Annotated in this window: 13 protein-coding genes; 10 read left to right on the top strand and 3 right to left on the bottom strand. The window is 56.2% G+C overall.

The genetic code is table 11. The features are described from left to right. Positions 1-224: 224 nt before the first annotated feature. On the top strand, positions 225-3,743 hold the full coding sequence (dnaE, locus tag ABXG94_RS09390; protein ID WP_353533736.1) for a DNA polymerase III subunit alpha: 3,519 nt from the start codon (positions 225-227) through the stop codon (positions 3,741-3,743). Positions 3,744-3,898: 155 nt separating this feature from the next. Here dnaE and ABXG94_RS09385 read toward each other — a convergent pair whose 3' ends face one another. Continuing rightward, positions 3,899-5,050, bottom strand: a complete 1,152-nt coding sequence (locus ABXG94_RS09385) for an amidohydrolase (protein WP_353533735.1) — start codon at positions 5,048-5,050, stop codon at positions 3,899-3,901. Positions 5,051-5,068: 18 nt separating this feature from the next. Next, positions 5,069-5,263: a SlyX family protein gene (locus ABXG94_RS09380; RefSeq protein ID WP_353533734.1), complete on the bottom strand. Its 195-nt coding sequence runs from the start codon at positions 5,261-5,263 to the stop codon at positions 5,069-5,071. 270 nt (positions 5,264-5,533) lie between these two features. Here ABXG94_RS09380 and hisS point away from each other — a divergent pair, with 270 nt between their 5' ends. Genes hisS through hisG form a run of 3 tightly spaced genes read left to right on the top strand, consistent with a single transcriptional unit; the run spans position 5,534 to position 8,867 of the window. Then, positions 5,534-7,093, top strand: a complete 1,560-nt coding sequence (gene hisS, locus ABXG94_RS09375) for a histidine--tRNA ligase (protein ID WP_353533732.1) — start codon at positions 5,534-5,536, stop codon at positions 7,091-7,093. Further along, positions 7,093-8,178: an ATP phosphoribosyltransferase regulatory subunit gene (locus ABXG94_RS09370; protein ID WP_353533731.1), complete on the top strand. Its 1,086-nt coding sequence runs from the start codon at positions 7,093-7,095 to the stop codon at positions 8,176-8,178. Before hisS ends, ABXG94_RS09370 begins: the two co-directional genes overlap by 1 nt. After that, positions 8,175-8,867: an ATP phosphoribosyltransferase gene (gene hisG / locus ABXG94_RS09365; RefSeq protein WP_353533730.1), complete on the top strand. Its 693-nt coding sequence runs from the start codon at positions 8,175-8,177 to the stop codon at positions 8,865-8,867. Before ABXG94_RS09370 ends, hisG begins: the two co-directional genes overlap by 4 nt. Before the next feature lie 93 nt (positions 8,868-8,960). On the opposite strand, the gene ABXG94_RS09360 is transcribed toward hisG, so the two are convergent. Next, positions 8,961-10,715: a serine protease gene (locus ABXG94_RS09360; protein WP_353533729.1), complete on the bottom strand. Its 1,755-nt coding sequence runs from the start codon at positions 10,713-10,715 to the stop codon at positions 8,961-8,963. 151 nt (positions 10,716-10,866) lie between these two features. Between ABXG94_RS09360 and ABXG94_RS09355 the strand changes: the two genes are divergently transcribed. From ABXG94_RS09355 to ABXG94_RS09330, 6 genes are all read left to right on the top strand, one after another. After that, positions 10,867-11,811, top strand: a complete 945-nt coding sequence (locus ABXG94_RS09355) for a glycine--tRNA ligase subunit alpha (protein ID WP_353533728.1) — start codon at positions 10,867-10,869, stop codon at positions 11,809-11,811. Beyond that, positions 11,808-12,335: a DUF6446 family protein gene (locus ABXG94_RS09350; protein ID WP_353533726.1), complete on the top strand. Its 528-nt coding sequence runs from the start codon at positions 11,808-11,810 to the stop codon at positions 12,333-12,335. Before ABXG94_RS09355 ends, ABXG94_RS09350 begins: the two co-directional genes overlap by 4 nt. Positions 12,336-12,337: 2 nt before the next feature. Continuing rightward, on the top strand, positions 12,338-14,578 hold the full coding sequence (gene glyS, locus ABXG94_RS09345; RefSeq protein ID WP_353533725.1) for a glycine--tRNA ligase subunit beta: 2,241 nt from the start codon (positions 12,338-12,340) through the stop codon (positions 14,576-14,578). A gap of 132 nt (positions 14,579-14,710) precedes the next feature. Further along, the gene (gene ppdK / locus ABXG94_RS09340; RefSeq protein WP_353533723.1) at positions 14,711-17,293 is read left to right on the top strand and encodes a pyruvate, phosphate dikinase; all 2,583 of its coding nucleotides are present in this window, start codon (positions 14,711-14,713) and stop codon (positions 17,291-17,293) included. Between the two features lie 137 nt (positions 17,294-17,430). Next, entirely contained in the window at positions 17,431-18,066 is a 636-nt protein-coding gene (locus ABXG94_RS09335) for a cell wall hydrolase (protein WP_353533721.1), read from the top strand. A gap of 68 nt (positions 18,067-18,134) precedes the next feature. After that, complete coding sequence (locus ABXG94_RS09330) at positions 18,135-19,037, top strand: dihydroneopterin aldolase (protein ID WP_353533720.1); 903 nt, start codon at positions 18,135-18,137, stop codon at positions 19,035-19,037. Positions 19,038-19,059 lie beyond the last annotated feature (22 nt).

Genomic DNA, 19,059 nt, shown 5'->3' with positions numbered 1-19,059 from the left:
AAGAGCCTAATCGTCTGAGAATGCATGGTAATGCCGTTTGTTGTAAGGTTTTTTTTGAAAGTCTTGTTGCGAATATGTGCTGAAAAATCAGGCAAATGACCGCGGCCACCCTGCCTAGTATCGGCGATGGCCGCTGCGGGCATTTGTGGCGCGATACTGAGTGAATGGCAAATCAGGTGCCAAGCCGCATTCCATCGGTCCGTCGCTTGGGGTAGCTTGTCGCCATGAGCACTGATCCCCGATTCATTCACCTGCGCGTTCACACCGAATACTCTCTTTTGGAGGGGGCTATTCGCACCAAAAAACTGCCTGGCATCTGTACTGATATGGACATGCCCGCTGTGGCCATCACTGACACCAATAATATGTTTGCTGCGCTAGAGTTTTCAGTGACAGCAGCGGACGCGGGGATTCAGCCAATCGTTGGCTGTCAGGTGGACGTGCATATGCCGCATGACGACCCCAGCGGGCGCACGCAGGCCCCGCCGCCAGCGCCGATCGTGTTGTTAAGCCAGCGCGAAGAGGGCTATGAAAATCTGATGAAGTTGAACTCTTGTCTTTATGTCGACAAGGGCGGGCAGCTGCCGCAGGTCACCTTGGAGGAATTGCAAAAATTCTCGGGTGGCTTGATTTGTTTGACCGGTGGACCGGACGGCCCAATGGGGCGGATGTTGCGTCAGGGACAGCGACCGGCGGCCGAGGCCATGATGGCGCGGTTCAAAGAGATCTATGGCGATCGTCTATATGTAGAGTTGCAGCGTCACCCCGGCGAGGATGGGCAGCCCGAGGCAGAGCGTTTGTCAGAGCGTGGCTTTGTGGAAATGGCCTATGCGATGGATATTCCGCTGGTGGCCACAAATGACGTCTATTTCCCCAAAACCGAAATGTATGAGGCGCATGATGCGCTGATTTGCATCTCGGAAGGGGCCTATGTTGATCAATCAGACGGCCGCAGGCGCCTGACAGCGCAGCATTATTTCAAATCCCCTCAGGAAATGATTGCCCTGTTTGCCGACCTGCCGGAAGCTATTGAGAATACCGTGGAAATCGCAAAGCGCTGTGCGTTTGCCACTTATCGGCGGGATCCCATCTTGCCGAAATTTGCCGATGATGAAGTCACTGAATTACGCAGGCAGGCCAACGAGGGCCTGCAAAAACGTCTGGCTGTTATCCCGCATGCGGTGACGCTTGAAGAGTATCAGGCGCGGCTTGATTTTGAGCTGGATATCATCGAGGGCATGGGCTTTCCGGGCTATTTCTTGATCGTTGCCGACTTTATTCATTGGAGCAAGGAGCAAGGCATTCCGGTGGGGCCGGGGCGCGGCTCTGGTGCGGGGTCGTTGGTGGCCTATGCGTTGACGATCACCGACCTTGATCCGTTGCGCTATTCCTTGCTGTTTGAGCGGTTTTTGAACCCGGAACGGGTGTCGATGCCGGATTTTGACATCGATTTTTGCATGGATCGCCGCGAAGAGGTGATCCGCTATGTGCAGCAGAAATATGGCCGTGACAAAGTGGGGCAGATCATCACTTTTGGGGCCTTGTTGTCCAAGGCTGCGGTGCGGGATATTGGCCGGGTATTGCAAATGCCTTATGGGCAGGTTGATCGCCTGTCCAAGATGATCCCGGTCGAGGGTGTGAAACCCGTATCGATTGAAAAGGCGCTGAAAGACGAGCCACGACTGCGCGACGAATCCAGGGCAGAGCCGGTGGTGGAACGGTTGCTGAATTATGGTCAGCAAGTTGAGGGATTGTTGCGCAACGCATCGACCCACGCCGCCGGGGTTGTGATTGGGGACCGGCCGTTGGACGCCTTGGTGCCGCTTTATCAAGATCCACGCTCTGACATGCCGGCCACCCAGTTCAACATGAAATGGGTGGAACAGGCAGGGTTGGTGAAGTTTGACTTTTTGGGCCTGAAAACCCTGACGGTCATTCAGAACGCAGTGGATCTGATCAGGGGCGAGGGGCGCGATATTCACACGGCTCAGGATGGCACGCAGCTTTATGAACCGCCTGAAGGGGCGGTGAATGAAATCAATGCCATTCCACTGGATGATGAGGCGACCTATAAACTCTATGCGGCGGCAAAAACCGTGGCAGTGTTTCAGGTGGAATCTTCGGGGATGATGGATGCGCTGAAGCGCATGAAGCCAACCTGTATCGAAGACATCGTTGCGCTGGTCGCGTTGTATCGGCCTGGCCCGATGGAAAATATTCCGACCTATTGCGAGGTCAAAAACGGCCTTAAAGAAATTGAGTCTGTGCATCCGTTAATCGACCACATCTTGGCCGAAACCCAGGGCATTATTGTTTACCAAGAACAGGTTATGCAAATCGCGCAGGTCATGGCGGGTTATTCGCTGGGCGGCGCGGACCTGTTGCGGCGCGCCATGGGTAAAAAGATCAAAGAGGCGATGGATGCAGAGCGTCCAAAGTTTGAAAAAGGTGCTGGCGAAAATGGCGTACCAGCCAAGAAAGCTAGCGAAGTTTTTGATCTGCTGGAGAAATTCGCCAATTACGGGTTCAACAAATCCCATGCGGCTGCCTATGCGGTTGTGAGCTATCAGACCGGATGGCTAAAGGCCAACCATCCGGTGGAGTTCATGGGGGGGGTGATGAATTGCGATATTCATCTGACCGACAAGTTGGCGGTTTACTTTGAAGAAGTAAAAAAGAAGCTTAAACTGCCCTATGTGCCGCCCTGTGTGAACCGCTCGATGGCGACGTTCTCGGTGCACGACGGCAAGCTGGTCTATGCGCTGGGCGCGTTGAAAAATGTTGGCACCGAAGCGATGACTTTGGTGACCGAAGGACGCAAGGTGGATGGGGTGGATAAGCCGTTTGCGACGTTGTTTGATTTTGCCCGACGGGTGAATTTGAAACGGGTTGGCAAGCGGCCGCTTGAGATGTTGGCGCGGTCTGGGGCGTTTGACCAGTTGGATAAGAACCGCCGGAAGGTCTTTGAAAGTCTGGAAGGTCTGGTACATTATTCAGCGGCGATTTATGAGCAAAAGGCTTCGGATCAGGTGTCGTTGTTTGGTGAGGCTGGTGATGATCTGCCAGAGCCTCGCCTGAGCAAAGTGGCCGATTGGTTGCCTGCGGAAAGACTGGATGAAGAGGCCCGCGCGATTGGGTTCTTTTTGTCCGGGCACCCGCTGGAAGACTATATGGTTGCCCTGAAGCGCAAGAAAGTTTTGACGCTGGATGAGCTGACCGAAAAAGCCCGGTCTGGCCCCTGCGTGGCTAAAATTGCCGGGCGGGTTTCAGGGCGACAGGAACGCAAATCGGCGCGCGGAAATCGTTTTGCCTTTGCACAATTGTCTGACCCGACAGGGGCTTATGAGATCACGATCTTTTCGGAAACCTTGGAAAAGAGCCGTGAATATTTAGAGACGGGTTCTAAAGTCGTGGTGGGTGTTGAGGCCACGATGGAGGCAGACCAGCTGAAGCTTTTGGCGAAATCCATCGGGCCCATTGATACGGTGGTGGCTGATGCGGGCATCTCGGGGCTGCGGATCTATCTTGAGAATGCCGAGGCCGTTTCCAATGTGGCCAATGTTTTGGAAGGCGCGCGTCAGGCAGTGAAAAAAGGCCCACGTGGCCCGGTGATGTTCAGCTTGATGGATCCTGAGTTGCCGGGAGAAGTTGAGATGGATGTGGGGACCCAATTCCCGGTGAACCCGCAAATCAAAGGCGCGATCAAGTCGCTGCCCGGGGTGATGGCGGTTGAAGATTACTAAGCGCGTCTAGCACCCGTCTAAGGATATGAGGTTTCGCGGCGTAACGGTTGCCCAGTGTCAGACCGCGGGTTTCATATTTGCGAAATTGTACAATTTGTACGTTTCGAGCCCTGAAACGTACGATTCGTTTTAAGCAAAATGAGCGATTTTTGCGGTTAGGCTTTGCCCAAAAGATCGCGGGTGATGCGTTCAAAAATCGCAGCACCGACCGGGATCAGATCGTCTGGAAAGTCATAGTCAGGATTGTGCAACGCTGCATAATCTGTTCCAGGACCAAGGCATAACATGGCGGCTTTGGCCTCCCAACCAAAAACGCCGAAATCTTCAGAGGCCCGCATGGGCACACCTGCATCGCCATTGGGCACATTTATGGCATTCATCGCGGTGGTCGCGATGTCAAATGCGTCGGGATTGTTAATTGAGGCAGCGAAATCATCGCAAACCTCGAAGGCCACCTGAAGCCCCGCTGCGTTGGCGGCGGTGGTGGCGATCTGGCGTGCCTCATCCGAGAGGACGCGCATCGCCGCGTCTTTTGCCGTGCGCAAGGTGGCAAAGATAACGGCGTCGCCCGGCGCGATGCCAAAAGTCGGCTCGCCGATATTCACATGGGTGATTGTGACCAGCCGGAAGTCATCGTCGAGCGTGCCGCCCTTGCCAAGACTGTTTAGGGCTGGGATCAGTTCGGCAACCGTTTGGGCTGGTGAAAGCCCATCTTGGGGATCTGCGGCATGGGCTGTTTTACCGGTCAATTTGATCTTTAGGCCCTGCGAGGCGCAATTTATCAGGCCGGGGCAGGTTGAAACATAGCCAAAGGGCCGCCCAGGTTCGATATGAATGGCAAAGGCCCAATCGGGTTTTATGTCGGCATATGCGCGATCAGCTACAACAGCCTTTGCGCCGCTGCCGTCTTCTTCGGCGGGTTGGAACATCAAGACCACCCGGCCTTTTGCAACTGGGCTGCGTGCGATTTGCCGCCCAAGCGCCAGCAACATCGTCATGTGACCGTCATGGCCACAAAGATGGCCTTTGCCCGCGATTTTAGAGGCCCATGCGATGTCGTTTAATTCTTGGATGGGCAGCGCGTCGAGTTCTGCCCGAAACATAACGGTTGGCCCGGTAACGCCGCTGTCAAATACTGCCGCCACGCCATGGCCGCCAAGGCCGGTTAAGATGCGGGTCGGGGACAGGGCTTTTAGGGCATTGACGATGGCTTTCGCGGTTTCGATTTCTTCACCTGACACTTCTGGCATCTGGTGAAGTTGGCGTCGAAATGCGGTCAATTCTGCGAGGTCTGAATTCGTAAGCATATGTCAAATTGCCATGAATTAGTAATGCGGTGGGCGTTCGTTGCCGATGGTGACGCTGTCACCTGCGGAGGCTTCTCGGTGTGCCTCACGTTCCAGCAGCAGGGTCACGCGGCGGGTGAGCTGCGCGATTTCTGTGTCTTGGCGCGCGACCACGTCTGAAATTTCTTCGACGGTGCGGCTCAGGTGAGCGATTTGTTCTTCGAGATCTTGCATGGAATTTGCCTAGTGCTTTGGGGGGAAGTGGTCAAGGGTGGGGTGGTTTGCGCGTCTGAGGTTAAAAATAGGGGCTTTGCCCCTCTTGATGCATTGGATAGGGGCTTTGCCCCTCTCGTCAAAACAGGGTTTTGCCGTTCACCCCAGAGTATTTGTGGAAAAATGAAGCAGCTCAGTTGGCGTGCTTGATGTGAATGGGTGTTTGGCTTGCTTGCGGCGGGGGGGTGCGGTAAGTGCGGGCCACGTAATTTAGCCAAGGAAACATGAGCGATGGCCAAAGTGAAAAAAGCCCCGCGCCCAAAGGCGGTGACGCCTAAGGGATTCCGCGATTATTTCGGCACCGAGGTGACGGAACGCACAGAAATGCTGCATCAAATCGCCGGGGTTTATCATCGCTATGGTTTTGACGCTTTGGAGAGTGCTGCGGTGGAAACCGTCGAGGCTTTGGGCAAGTTTTTGCCTGATGTAGAGCGCCCCAATGCTGGTGTGTTTGCCTGGCAGGAGGCTGATGAAAGCGCATCACAAGACAAGCCGGGTGACTGGATGGCCTTGCGCTATGATTTGACGGCGCCTTTGGCGCGGGTCTATGCGCAGCACCGCAATGATTTGCCGCTGCCGTATCGCCGTTATGCGATGGGGCCGGTTTGGCGCAATGAAAAGCCTGGCCCCGGTCGGTATCGTCAGTTTTATCAATGTGATGCGGATACGGTTGGCGCGGCCTCTGTGGCGGCGGATGCCGAGATTTGTGCGATGTTGTCAGATACGCTGGAAGCTGTGGGCATTGCGCGTGGCGATTATCTGGTGCGGGTCAACAACCGCAAGGTTTTGAACGGTGTGTTGGAAGTGGTTCTCGGCCCTGAGGAACTTCGTCCAAGAGGAAACGAAATCTATGACAGTGAGGGAAATAAGAAATTTCCTTCTGCTGACGATATTCTGCGCACGATTGATAAGTTTGACAAAGTTGGCGAGGCCGGCGTGCGCGAATTGCTGACCAAGGGGCGGCTTGACGCCTCTGGGGCGTTTATTGATGGGGTGGGTCTGAGCGAGGCTCAGGCTGAGCCGGTTCTGGCGTTTCTGACATCAAAGGCAGATGAGGTTGCGCAGACCTTTGCGAATTTACGTGCGGCTGTTGGCAGCTCTGTTGTTGGGGCGGAAGGCATTGCCGAGCTGGAGCAGATCGCAGATTTGCTGGCCGCTGGTGGTTATGGGGCTGATCGCATTGAGATTGATCCATCGGTTGTGCGTGGTCTTGGCTATTACACCGGACCGGTGTTTGAAGCAGAGCTGACCTTTGAGATCTTGGACGACAAGGGCCGCAAGCGTCAGTTTGGCTCTGTTGCCGGGGGCGGGCGTTACGATGATTTGGTCAAGCGTTTTACCGGGCAAGCCGTGCCTGCGACCGGGGTGTCGATTGGGGTCGATCGTCTGTTGGCGGCGCTGCGCGAAAAGGGCCGCATTGGCGGTGTAGAGGCCGGGCCGGTTGTGGTGACCGTGATGGATAAGGCGCGCATGGCCGATTATCAGGCCATGGTGGCAGAGCTGCGCAATGCGGGTATTCGGGCTGAGGTGTATCTGGGCAATCCCAAGAACTTTGGCAATCAGCTGAAATATGCAGATAAGCGCAATTCTCCGGTGGCGATCATCGAAGGGGGCGACGAGAAGGAAAAGGGCGTTGTTCAGATTAAAGATTTGATCCTGGGGGCCAAGATCGCGGAAAGTGCCACCCTGGAAGAGTGGAAAGAACGCCCGAGTCAGTTTGAAGTGGCGCGCGGAGATTTGGTGGCCAAGGTACGCGAGATACTGGCGGGCCAGAACGAGGACGTAAGCTGATGCCACAAAAAGCGTTGATCCGGGCGCGGGCCGCTGAATTGCGGGCGCGTTTTGAGGCCACGGGGGCCACGGTTGCGGAGACTTCGGTTTTGCAGCCTGCCGAAGTGTTGCTGGACCTTTATGGTGAAGACATTCGCGCGCGGGCCTATGTGACCAGTGACAGCCTGTTGGGGGAACAGATGTTGCGGCCTGATTTCACCGTGCCTGTGGTGCAGATGCATATGGACCACGGGGCAGAACCGGCACGTTACACCTATTCGGGTGAGGTGTTTCGCCGTCAAGAAGATGATACTGGCCGCGCCAATGAATATACGCAGGTGGGCTACGAGGTTTTTGATCGTGAGAACCCGGCGGCGGCGGATGCTGAGGTGTTTTCGTTGGTGCAGGGCGCTTTGGCGCATCTGCCGTTGCGGGCTGCCACCGGTGACATTGGTCTGCTGATGGCTGCGGTGCGGGGCTTGGACACATCTGACCGCCGCAAGGCCGCATTGTTGCGCCATGTGTGGCGGCCACGGCGTTTTCGGGCTTTGCTGGATCGCTATTCTGGCCGGGTGCCTGTGCCTGCGAGCCGGGCGGCTTTGCTGGCTGAAGAGGCCCCGATGCAAAGTGGCGTGCCCTTCATTGGTCTGCGCACACCAGCAGAAGTGTCTGACCGCATCGAAGCGCTGCGTGTGGATGTGAAATCTGATCCGATCTCTGCAGGGCAGGTGGATTTGCTGGACGCCTTGTTGAATGTGCGGGAAACCCTGCCGTTTGCCTTGGAAAGGCTGCGCGATATTGCGGTGGATATGCCTGCGATCACTGAGGCGGTGTTTAAGCTGCGCGATCGGATCGAGGCTTTGGACAAATGCGGCGTATCGGTGGATGCATTAGAATTTGAAGCCAGCTATGGCCGTACGAACCTAGAATATTACGATGGGTTTGTGTTTGGGTTTTACGCAGATGGCTTTGCCAATCTGCCGCCGGTGGCCACTGGCGGGCGTTATGATGCGCTGACCCGGGTTTTGGGCAATGGCAGCGAAATTCCAGCGGTTGGCGCGGTGATCCGGCCTGAAGTGGTTATGAGCCTGGAGGCGCAGCTATGACAATCAAGTTGGGTGTGCCCTCTAAGGGGCGGTTGATGGAAAAGACCTTTGACTGGTTTGGAGCGCGCGGCGTTAAGCTGTCGCGCACCGGGTCTGACCGTGAATATGCCGGTAAGGTCGAAGGTGTGGACGGCATTGAATTGGTGTTGCTGAGTGCGGGTGAAATACCGCGCGAGCTGGCCGCCGGGCGCATTCATTTGGGTGTCACTGGCACCGATTTGGTGCGCGAAAAGTTGGGGCTTTGGGAGCAGAAAATCGAAACCATGGCCGAATTGGGCTTTGGTGGGGCCGATCTGATCATTGCCGTGCCTGCCTGCTGGGTCGATGTAAACCTGCTGGAAGATCTGGACGCGGCGGCGGCGGCTTTTCGCAAACAACATGGGTTTCGCCTGCGGATCGCCACTAAATATCACCGGTTGGTGCGAGAGTTTCTGCGTGAAAATGGCGTCGCTGATTATCAATTGGTGGACAGCCAAGGGGCAACGGAAGGCACCGTCAAGAATATGACTGCTGAGGCTGTGGCCGACATCACTTCAACTGGCGATACGCTGCGCGCGAACCACTTGAAGATCCTGTCCAACGGCTTGGTGTTAAAATCTCAGGCGACGTTGTTTCGCGCCCGCAAAGCCCCGTTAGAAGGCGAAGAGCGCGCGCATCTGGATGCCTTGCTGACACAGCTTGGAGTCTAGAGCTGCAAATCGCCAAGGTTTTCGGTTTAAAAAAACAAAAACCCGCATCTGAGGATGCGGGTTTTTCGTTTGTTTCGCCGTGTTTTTAGTGGCTTACCAGCAGCTTACCAGCACAGTCATATCGCTTGCATGGGCTGTCAAATCTTCGGGAGCCATAAGACCAAGCGCATCGCCCAAGGCGGTTTGATAGCCTGCTTCGGTCAAGACAGCACGGATTGCATCACCACGGGCAGCAAAGCTGACGTCTTGGGGCAATTGGCGTTCGCCGGTTGTTGAGGCTGGCAATAGCATACCCACCACAGCGCCACCTGCATCAAAGACCGGACCACCGGCATCACCGGGCAGTGGGGCCAGGGCAAGGCGTGTCAGCTCTGCTTCGCCTTGCAGGCCACGCAGTTCTGCCAGCTTGCCAAAGGTGACCGAAGGGGCCCCCAGAACGCCTTCGAAGGAATAGCCAGCAACGGCCACATCAGATTGCAAACGCGGGTTGCTTTCGCGGAATTGCGCGACCCCCATCGGGGCCAAAGACGAGGTTGGGCGCAACACGGCTATGCCCAGATCGGCGTTAATACCAGCGATTTCTGCTTCGTAGTCTTCGTCGATTGTGATGCGCTGGCAGCTGCCAATGGCTTGGGCTGTGGTCACAACGGTGCCCGCATCATCGACATAAAAGCCAGAGCGGGACACTTGTGGTTTGCGGACTTCCAAACCAGACAAGAGATCGATGTCTTGCACCGCATCAGAGCCAATATTGGGGTTCATCGCGCCAAAGGTGCGGGTGAAGGACGCGCGCATTTCGCTAAGGACGCGGCGGCGGCGTTCTTCGTCGCCTGCAGGCCACACAAGGGTGAACCCTTTGATTTCGCCCTGTTTGAGGCTGACTTCGGTGTGGCTGATGCGGCTGGCATCCTCGCCGACCAGCACGAAGCTGTCGTCTTTGCGTTCGCGTGGGCCGTCCATCGGAACGATGTCCAGGGTTTGCATGATGTCATAAAGGCCAAAGAGTGTGGTTTGGTCGCCCTCTTGGCTGATCATCACCACCTGAGCGTCGATGTCGGCTTTGGGGGTGAAGGTTACAAACGGATACTCCGCCGCGCTGAATTCAACCACAGCTGTTGGGATTAGCATTTCGATGCCCGCGTCTGGGTTTGTGACAACCTCAAGGTCTAGGCCTTCGAGCACAGCGTTATATTGCGATTTCAGCATGTCGCGTTGGCGGGTTGTCATCACACCGGTGGTTTCAAAGTTGTTCGCGGCCTGCCAGGCAGACATAGAGGCGCGGGTGCCTCGGCCAAACGAACCATCGATGGCGGCTGTGTAAAAGCCTGCCCATTGCAGCCAGGATTGCAGGGTCTTTTTCTCGTCACGTGACAGGCGGGCTTCGCTGGCGCGCGCCTCGCGTGGGGTTTCGTCCGCGATTTCGATGATTGTGGGGGCCGCTTCCGCTGCGTCCAACACGGCCACAGGGGTCTGGGTCTCGGTATTGGGGGTGTCCAGCGCTGCGGTGTTCAACAGATTCGCACCGATGGGCCAAACTTGCCGCTTAAACGACGAGGAAAAGGTGATGTAGGAATCGCGTGGGATCAGATTGTCGCGACGGTACACATTCAACACGGTTTCCGCGTCTTCGCGCGTGTAGGGACCAAGCGCAATGCCATACCAACCTCCGCCCAGGTCAAAGCCGTTTACGTCTTGTAAGCGGTTGGCATAATTGCGAATTTCGTTCTGCGTTTGCGTCAGGCTGGGCTGTGCTTCGATTTGAACCCAGACAATATCACTTTGCTGCGCAAAAGCGGCGCGCGACATAAAAAACACTGCAAGAACTAATGACATTAACATACGTGGCATAGTGAAGTTGGCCCTTCGGTCACGGAAATTTCCTATTTGACCGTCCTTTTACCAATTTCAGGGCCACATGCATCCCTAAATTCGCAATGCCTGCAATTGACCCGCCCTGCTGTTGCGCATAGGAACAAATCGCGTTTCAAAAGGGCAGAGCATGGCACATTCAGGTAGCAAACCGCGTTCTTTTCAAGAGATCATCTTGAGGCTTCAGTCGTATTGGGCTGAAAAGGGCTGTGCGATCATGCAACCCTATGACATGGAAGTCGGGGCGGGCACGTTTCACCCGGCGACCACTTTGCGCTCTTTGGGGTCAAAACCATGGGCCGCTGCCTATGTGCAACCGTCACGCCGTCCGACAGACGGGCGCTATGGTGAAAACCCCAACCGGTTGCAGCATTATTACCAATATCAGGTGTTGATCAAACCAAGCCCGCCCAACCTGCAAGAGCTGTATCTTGGATCGCTTGCGGCGATTGGTGTGGATATGGATTTGCACGACATTCGTTTTGTCGAAGATGACTGGGAAAGCCCAACATTGGGCGCTTGGGGGCTGGGCTGGGAAGTCTGGTGTGACGGGATGGAAGTCAGCCAGTTCACCTATTTCCAACAGGTCGGCGGCCATGATTGCCATCCGGTGTCTGGCGAGCTGACCTATGGTTTGGAACGTTTGGCGATGTATATTCTGGGCGTCGATCACGTGATGGACATGCCCTATAATGACCCAGAGGCGCTGATCCCGCTGTCCTACGGTGATGTGTTCAAGCAGACCGAAGAAGAATATGCCCGTTGGAATTTTGACGTTGCCAACACCGAGGTTTTGCTGCGTCACTTCGAGGAGGCGGAAGCCGAGTGTGAGGCCATTCTGGCGCAGGAACATGTTGATCCAAAGACCGGCAAGCGCATTATCATGGCGCACCCGGCCTATGACCAATGTATCAAGGCCAGCCATATCTTTAACCTGCTGGATGCGCGCGGGGTGATTTCGGTCACTGAACGCCAGGCCTATATTGGCCGTGTGCGCAATTTGTCCAAACAATGTGCAGATGCCTTTGTGTTGACCGCAGCAGGTGGCACCGCAGCTCAGGAGAGCGCGGCGTGACCGGGAAACTATTGGCGGGGTTTATCGTTTTGTCAGCAATCGCAGCCGGATTGGCCCTGTATTATTTTCAGATCTATGCGTTTTATGAACCGGTTTCAGCGACCGGTGATGACGACGTGCAGATGACCTTGATGGCCAGTGGTCAGCCCGAGGCGATCCTGTACGAGGACTTTGAGGCCATCGATGCCAGCAGTTCCCCAATCCGCTATCGCGCGTGTTTCACCACTGAAATGAGCCAGCCGTTGCTGACCGAGACCTACGAGGCCTATGAAAAGGCCGAGCCGCGCAACGGGCCGGAGTGGTTTGATTGCTTTAATGCACAAGAAATTGGTGCGGCGCTGGAAAGCGGCGCGGCACTTGCCTTTATGGGCACCGAGAATATTCAATTTGGCATCGACCGCGTGATTGCGGTTTTGGCCGACGGCCGGGGTTTTGCCTGGCACCAAATCAACACATGCGGCGAGCTGGTCTTTGATGGCGAGCCTGCGCCAGACTTTTGCCCGCCAAGACCGGAAGGCCAATAGATATGCCAGATCTGCTGATTGAACTGTTTTCCGAGGAAATCCCGGCCCGTATGCAAGCGCGTGCGGCCGATGATTTGAAAAAACGCGTGACCGATGGTCTGGTGGCCGCGGGTCTGACCTATGCGCATGCATCCGCCTTTTCGACCCCGCGGCGTCTGACCCTTGCACTCGAAGGCATGTTGGCCGAAAGCCCAACCGTGCGAGAAGAACGCAAAGGCCCCAAAGTGGGCGCGCCGGAAAAAGCTCTGGCGGGCTTTCTGCGCGGTGCAGGCCTGACCATGGACCAGCTTGAGGAACGCGACACCCCCAAAGGGGCGGTGTATTTCGCCAGCATCCAAAAGCCGGGCCGCCCGGCAGCCGAGATCGTGGCTGAAGTTCTAGAAGACACCATCCGCAATTTCCCCTGGCCAAAATCCATGCGCTGGGGCGCTGGGTCTTTGCGCTGGGTGCGCCCGTTGCATTCGATTTTATGCATTACATCAGACGAGGCGGGCCATACGGTTGTGCCACTGGATATTGACGGGATCACCGCAGGCGACTCCACCGAAGGCCACCGCTTTATGGGCTCTGGCCGCTTTGCCGTGACAGGTTTCGAAGATTACGCGGCCAAGCTAAAACGCGATCACGTGATCCTCGCCCAGGGCGAACGTGCCGAAACCATTTGGGCAGATGCGCAAAACCTGGCCTTTGCCCAAGGCTTAGAGGTTGTGGACGACAAGGGCCTGTTGGCCGAAGTTGCCGGGCTGGTTGAATGGCCGGTGACTTTGATGGGCGATATTGCCGAGGATTTCCTGGGGTTGCCACCAGAGGTTTTGCAGACCTCGATGAAAGAGCATCAAAAGTTCTTTTCCGTGCGCAATCCAAAAACCGGTCGCATCGAGAAATTCATCACCGTCGCCAATCGTGAAACTGCCGACAATGGCGCGACCATTCTGGCGGGCAACCAAAAGGTGCTATTTGCCCGGCTGTCAGACGCCAAGTTCTTCTGGGAAAACGATGTGCGCACCGCCAAGGCGGGGGCCACAGAGTGGCTCGACAAGCTGACCAATGTAACGTTTCACAACAAATTGGGCAGCCAGGCGGAACGCATAAATCGCATTGCCGCGCTGGCACGTGAAATCGCGCCGATTGTGGACGCAGATGCGGATGTGGCGGAACAGGCCGCGCGTTGGGCTAAGGCGGATCTCAGCTCTGAAATGGTCTATGAGTTCCCGGAACTGCAGGGCCTGATGGGGCGTTATTACGCGGAATTTGCCGGACATCCGGCCGAGGTCGCTGCGGCGGCCACCGAGCATTACTCGCCGCTGGGCCCATCTGATGACGTGCCAACTGCACCGGTTTCCGTGGCCGTGGCGCTGGCGGATAAGCTGGATCTGCTGACAGGTTTTTGGGCGATTGATGAGAAGCCAACAGGGTCAAAAGACCCGTTTGCGCTGCGTCGGGCGGCGCTGGGGGTTATTCGCTTGGTGCTGGAGAATGGAATTACGATGCCGCTGGAGCACAAACTCGACAAAGCCTTGCTCCAGCACATGATTGTTTTGGCCAGCGACAATGTTGAACAAGAGGCCGGGCTAAAGGATCTGCTGTCGGAGATTGCAGGGCACGGTGTGTTCGGCGCGACAATTCGCGCGGTCCGCGAGCATTTGGAAAGCGAGAAAACTGCCGAGCATGAAGGCATCCTGATCCGCAAAGTTATTGGCAGTGTACCTGACACGTCGCTCGACCTCCTGTCCTTCTTCCACGACCGCCTCAAAGTCTTTTTGCGCGACAAGGGCATTCGCCATGACGTGATCGACGCTTGTATCGCCATGGACGGCAACGACGACATTGCGCTTTTGGTCAATCGCGCCACGGCGCTTCAGGGCTTTATGGCATCTGACGATGGTCCCAACCTGCTGCAGGGCTTTAAGCGTGCCAATAATATTGTCACCCAGGCCGAAGAAAAAGACGGTGTCGAATATTCCTATGGTGCGGATGTCAAATTCGCCGAGGATGAGACCGAAAAAGCGCTGTTTGCAGCGCTCGATAATTTCGAAGCGCCCATCGCCGAAGCCATCCGGGGCGAAGATTTCGCCGCCGCCATGGCCGGGTTGGCTGGGCTGCGCGCGCCAATTGATGCGTTTTTTGAAGCCGTGCAGGTCAATTCAGACAATGAGGTGGTGCGCCGCAACCGGTTGAACCTGCTGTCACGTATACGCACGCTTTGCCTGAGTGTCGCAGATCTGACCAAAGTCGAAGGTTAAGCGCCCGCGCTTCACTTTTCTAAAAATACTCAATCTTTTGGCCCGACGTTGTACAGAACGTTGGGCCTTTTGACTTTTGGGGCGGCAAATTACGTTGCGCAGCTTTCCCTTGCCACATGTATATTCGCGGTTATGCTGCACCCACGCAGAAGGAACGCCGCAGTGCAGCAAGACAATCCAGATATCACGTTGATCACCCAAGTTGCCCCCGTGGCCAACAGCACCCATGGCGGCCGGGCAAAATGTTTGCAGCGGCTGGTGCGTCTGGACTTGCCAGTGCCAACCACGGTTGCGCTGTCCTTTGACACGGTGCGCCGGATTGCGGCGGGTGAAATGCCCGATATGCTTGCGCTGCTTGCGCCGTTTGAAAACGTTGATTTGCTGTGTGTGCGGCCCAGTTCTGAAGACCCTGATTGGGGCGGTCCGGGGGCTGTGCTCAACATCGGCATGAACGGCGCGCGCCATGCGGATTTGGTCAATGAAATTGGCAGCGCCGCGGCTGATGAAGTCTATTTGCGCTTTATTCAGGGCTATTCTGAAACCGTGGCGCGGCTGGACCCGGATATGTATGACCATATCGATGCTGCGCGTCCCTCGGCGCTGCGCGAAACCCTTGATGCCTATGAACACGAGGCCGAAGAACCGTTTCCGCAGGATCCCAAGGATCAGTTGGCTGGGGTTTTGCGGTCGATGGCGCGGGCGTGGTCTGGCACCTCGGCGCGGCTGTTGCGCATGGCCAAGGGGGCACCCGCAGATGCAGGTTTGGGCCTGGTTGTCCAGGCGATGGTTTTGGGGCTGGGTACCGGGGAAAGTGGCTCTGGTGTTTTGCAGCTGGCCGATAGCAAAACCGGTTTGCCGATCATCAAAGGGCGGTATTTGTCGCAATCTCAGGGTCGGGATGCGCTGAGTGCTGGGGCGAAATCCTTGTTTTTGGAACGCGATAGCCGTGGGCCGTCTTTGCAGGACAGTCAGCCAGAGGCTTTTGCAAGTCTTGTGGCGCATGCCCAGTTGATGCGCCGGCGCCTGAAAGAAGAAATGCAGGTTGAATTCACCATTGAAAACGGTGTGGTGCATATCTTGGATGGGGTGCGTATTCAGCGCAGCGCCCGAGCGGCGGTGCGCATCGCGGTGGCTTTGGCCCAAGAAGAGATTATTCCTCGCGAAGAAGCGCTGTTGCGCATTGAGCCGCGGGCGCTGAACGAATTGTTGCACCGGCAAGTTGATCCAGAGGCCAAACGGGATGTTCTGGGCGAGGGGGTTGCCGCCAGCCCGGGTGCGGCCACTGGGAAAATTGTGTTTTCCGCGACCGAAGCCCAGGCCTCGGCAGCGCGCGGCGAGGCCTGTATTCTGGTGCGGCGCGAGACGAGTCCCGAAGATATCCGGGGCATGCATGCGGCGGCTGGGGTTTTGACCGAACGTGGTGGCATCACCAGCCATGCGGCGGTGATTGCACGTGGGTTGGGTCTGCCGGGCGTCGTAGGGGCCAATTCCATTCGCTTTCAAACTCGTAAACAGACATTGATTACGGCAGACGGGCGCAGTCTGCAGGCGGGTGATACGCTGACAATTGATGGCACAAACGGTCAAGTTCTTGCCGGGCAACCGCCGATGTTGGAAGCGGCGTTGGATGATGCTTTTCAGATGTTGATGGGCTGGGCGGACGACAGTCGGGATATTGGCGTGCGGGCCAATGCGGACACACCAGCAGATGCGCTGACAGCGCGAAATTTCAAGGCTCAGGGCATCGGGCTGTGCCGGACCGAACATATGTTTTTTGAAGAAGACCGGCTGACGGTGATGCGCGAAATGATCTTTGCGGACGACAGCGAAGATCGCCGGGCCGCATTGGAACGGCTGTTGCCAATGCAGCGCGCGGACTTTTCCGAGCTGTTTCGGATTATGGAGGGGCAACCGGTCTGCATTCGGTTGCTAGATCCACCTTTGCACGAGTTTTTGCCGACAGACCGTGAGGGCATGCGCGATTTGGCAGAAGCGCTTGATTTGCCACTTTCGAAGGTTGAACGGCGGGTAGAGGCCTTGGGCGAATATAACCCGATGTTGGGCATGCGAGGCGTGCGCCTAGGGATCACTGTACCCGAAATCTATGACATGCAGGCGCGTGCGATATTTGAAGCAACCATTGATGTGTCGCGCGATGGCGCGCCCTTTGTGCCGGAAATCATGATCCCATTGGTCAGCGCGAAACGCGAAGTGGAGTTGGTGAAATCGCGGATTGAAGCCGTGGCGGCAGCTGTGCGCACGGAAAGCGACGCTGAATTTGATTTTCATCTGGGGGTCATGGTGGAAACCCCACGCGCCGCATTGCGCGCCGAAGATATCGCGCCGCATTGCCATTTCTTCAGTTTTGGGACCAACGATCTGACGCAAATGACCTATGGGCTGTCGCGCGATGACGCGGGGCGCTTTATGTCGGCCTATGTCAATCTAGAGGTTTATCCCGAAGATCCGTTCCATACATTGGACGCGGATGGGGTCGGTGAATTGCTGAAATTTGGCGCAGAGCGTGGCCGCGCGGCACAGCCGGGCCTGACAATTTCGGTCTGTGGCGAGCACGGAGGCAGCCCCGAATCGATTGCATTCTGTCGAAAAGTCGGAATTGACTATGTTTCCTGCTCTCCGTTCCGGGTTCCGGTGGCGCGGCTTGCTGCCGCGCAGCTTGCGATCAAAGACAAGATAGGGTGGTCAGCGCCGTGATGGTCACAGGATTTTGTTAAAATTATGTCTGAAAATTGGGCATTTTTGTGACATCTAGACCAAAAGTGAAAAATTAGGTATCACGCTGCCGGAAATTGCCGGAAAAGGGCCCGGCATACGGATTTTGTGGGGCTGCCATGCGCATCTTTTCGAACGTGATATTGGCCATCAGCTTGATGGCAGGAACAGCTTTTGCTGAAACTCCGGCCAAGTCGGTTGAGGATGGTTTGCCGTTTGAGCAATTTCAAATGGCCGCCTTAAACATGGAAAAGATCAAAACGTTCTTTTCAGGTCGCAAAGCCCCAAAGACCGCCCCCTTGGAACGCACGCGCAGCTGGGTCGATCAACAACCTGTTGTTTCCGGTGACGCGCAATGGGCGTGCCTGGCGCAGGCCCTGTATTTTGAAGCGCGCGGCGAAAGCGTCAAAGGCCAATTTGCCGTGGCCGAGGTCATCTTGAACCGTGTGGACACACCAAGATTTCCAAACAGCGTTTGCAAAGTGGTCAATCAGGGTACGGGGCGCAAATACGCCTGTCAGTTTACCTTTACCTGTGATGGCCACCCGGAAGTGATCCGCGAGCAAGCGGCTTATCATCGTGTTGGTAAAATTGCCAAGTTGATGCTCGAAGGTGGGCCACGGGATTTGACTGACGGCGCGACGTATTATCATACTAAGGCGGTGAACCCACGTTGGGCGCGCAAATTTACCCGCACCACCACAATTGGTGTGCATCACTTTTACCGTAATCCCACGCGTCTGTCGCAGAACTAGATCAGCGCCGCTGGTTTCTGATTTCTGACACTGCTATAGCGCCTTTGAAACCAGAGGCGTATTTGCAGATGACTGATCCCACCAAACTTGCTTTCGCACATCCTCAGAAACGGGCTGTCGCCACTGCTGTTGCGGGGGTGCATGATCGCTTGTCTTTGCGCGACCATATTGTGTCGGTGGAAATCGGGGCGTTTCAAGCCGAGCGCGATATGACACAGCGCCTGTCGTTTGATGTGGTTGTCGAGGTTTCAGAGCCGGAAGCGGATGTGCAGGATGATGTGGATCTGATCCTGTCATATGATCGGATCACCTGGGCAATTGAACATGAATTGACCGCCGAGCGGTTGAACCTGTTGGAAACGCTGGCCGAGCGGATTGCGGACCGCATTTTGAACGAGCCACAGGCGTTGCGGGTGTTTGTGCGTATTCAAAAGCTGGACAAGGGCAATGGGGCCTTGGGCGTCGAAATTATGCGGGTGCCGGGGCAGGGGGTTGCCGCGGACCAACAAGCCTTGGCCCCTGTGGTGGCATTTCTTAGCAATGCGGCTCTGAGGTCGGGCAACTTACCGGGTTGGATTGACGCGCTACGCGCCAAGGGCGCGCCGGTGGTATTGTGTTTAGACACGCCTGATCATGGGATTAACACTGGTGATGTTGCGGCGCAGCGGCACATTGATCTGCTGTCTACCGAACAAGCAGCCTGGCAAATGCGGGCGATGGCGGCTGATTTTACTGTGGCAGGCACGCGGACAGAGTTGGACTGGGCGATGAAAAACGGCCAGATTTGCCTGTGGGCCCCGTCCAAGATGGTGCTGGATGCTACCGATACGCCGCCAAGCGCGGCTGTGGATCTGGCGCATTGGTTTGCCGAGCAGTGGCAGGCGCGAAAGTTATACGTGATCGGCAAAGAGCTGCCAAAGGCAAACACAATTGCGACGCAGATCGTAACACTCGACCAAACCAGCCTGTGATTGCTTGCCAAGCGGAAGCGTT

The organism is Cognatishimia sp. WU-CL00825, from assembly GCF_040364665.1.
In the GTDB taxonomy this organism is placed as follows: domain Bacteria; phylum Pseudomonadota; class Alphaproteobacteria; order Rhodobacterales; family Rhodobacteraceae; genus Cognatishimia.
This window is presented reverse-complemented; position numbering and strand designations above follow the sequence as displayed.

Bases quoted from the DNA above. Each gene is read 5' to 3' on its own strand.
- dnaE (WP_353533736.1), top strand. From the start codon at position 225: ATGAGCACTGATCCCCGATTCATTCACCTGCGCGTTCACACCGAATAC.
- ABXG94_RS09385 (WP_353533735.1), bottom strand. From the start codon at position 5,050: ATGCTTACGAATTCAGACCTCGCAGAATTGACCGCATTTCGACGCCAA.
- ABXG94_RS09380 (WP_353533734.1), bottom strand. From the start codon at position 5,263: ATGCAAGATCTCGAAGAACAAATCGCTCACCTGAGCCGCACCGTCGAA.
- hisS (WP_353533732.1), top strand. From the start codon at position 5,534: ATGGCCAAAGTGAAAAAAGCCCCGCGCCCAAAGGCGGTGACGCCTAAG.
- ABXG94_RS09370 (WP_353533731.1), top strand. From the start codon at position 7,093: ATGCCACAAAAAGCGTTGATCCGGGCGCGGGCCGCTGAATTGCGGGCG.
- hisG (WP_353533730.1), top strand. From the start codon at position 8,175: ATGACAATCAAGTTGGGTGTGCCCTCTAAGGGGCGGTTGATGGAAAAG.
- ABXG94_RS09360 (WP_353533729.1), bottom strand. From the start codon at position 10,715: ATGCCACGTATGTTAATGTCATTAGTTCTTGCAGTGTTTTTTATGTCG.
- ABXG94_RS09355 (WP_353533728.1), top strand. From the start codon at position 10,867: ATGGCACATTCAGGTAGCAAACCGCGTTCTTTTCAAGAGATCATCTTG.
- glyS (WP_353533725.1), top strand. From the start codon at position 12,338: ATGCCAGATCTGCTGATTGAACTGTTTTCCGAGGAAATCCCGGCCCGT.
- ppdK (WP_353533723.1), top strand. From the start codon at position 14,711: ATGCTGCACCCACGCAGAAGGAACGCCGCAGTGCAGCAAGACAATCCA.
- ABXG94_RS09335 (WP_353533721.1), top strand. From the start codon at position 17,431: ATGCGCATCTTTTCGAACGTGATATTGGCCATCAGCTTGATGGCAGGA.
- ABXG94_RS09330 (WP_353533720.1), top strand. From the start codon at position 18,135: ATGACTGATCCCACCAAACTTGCTTTCGCACATCCTCAGAAACGGGCT.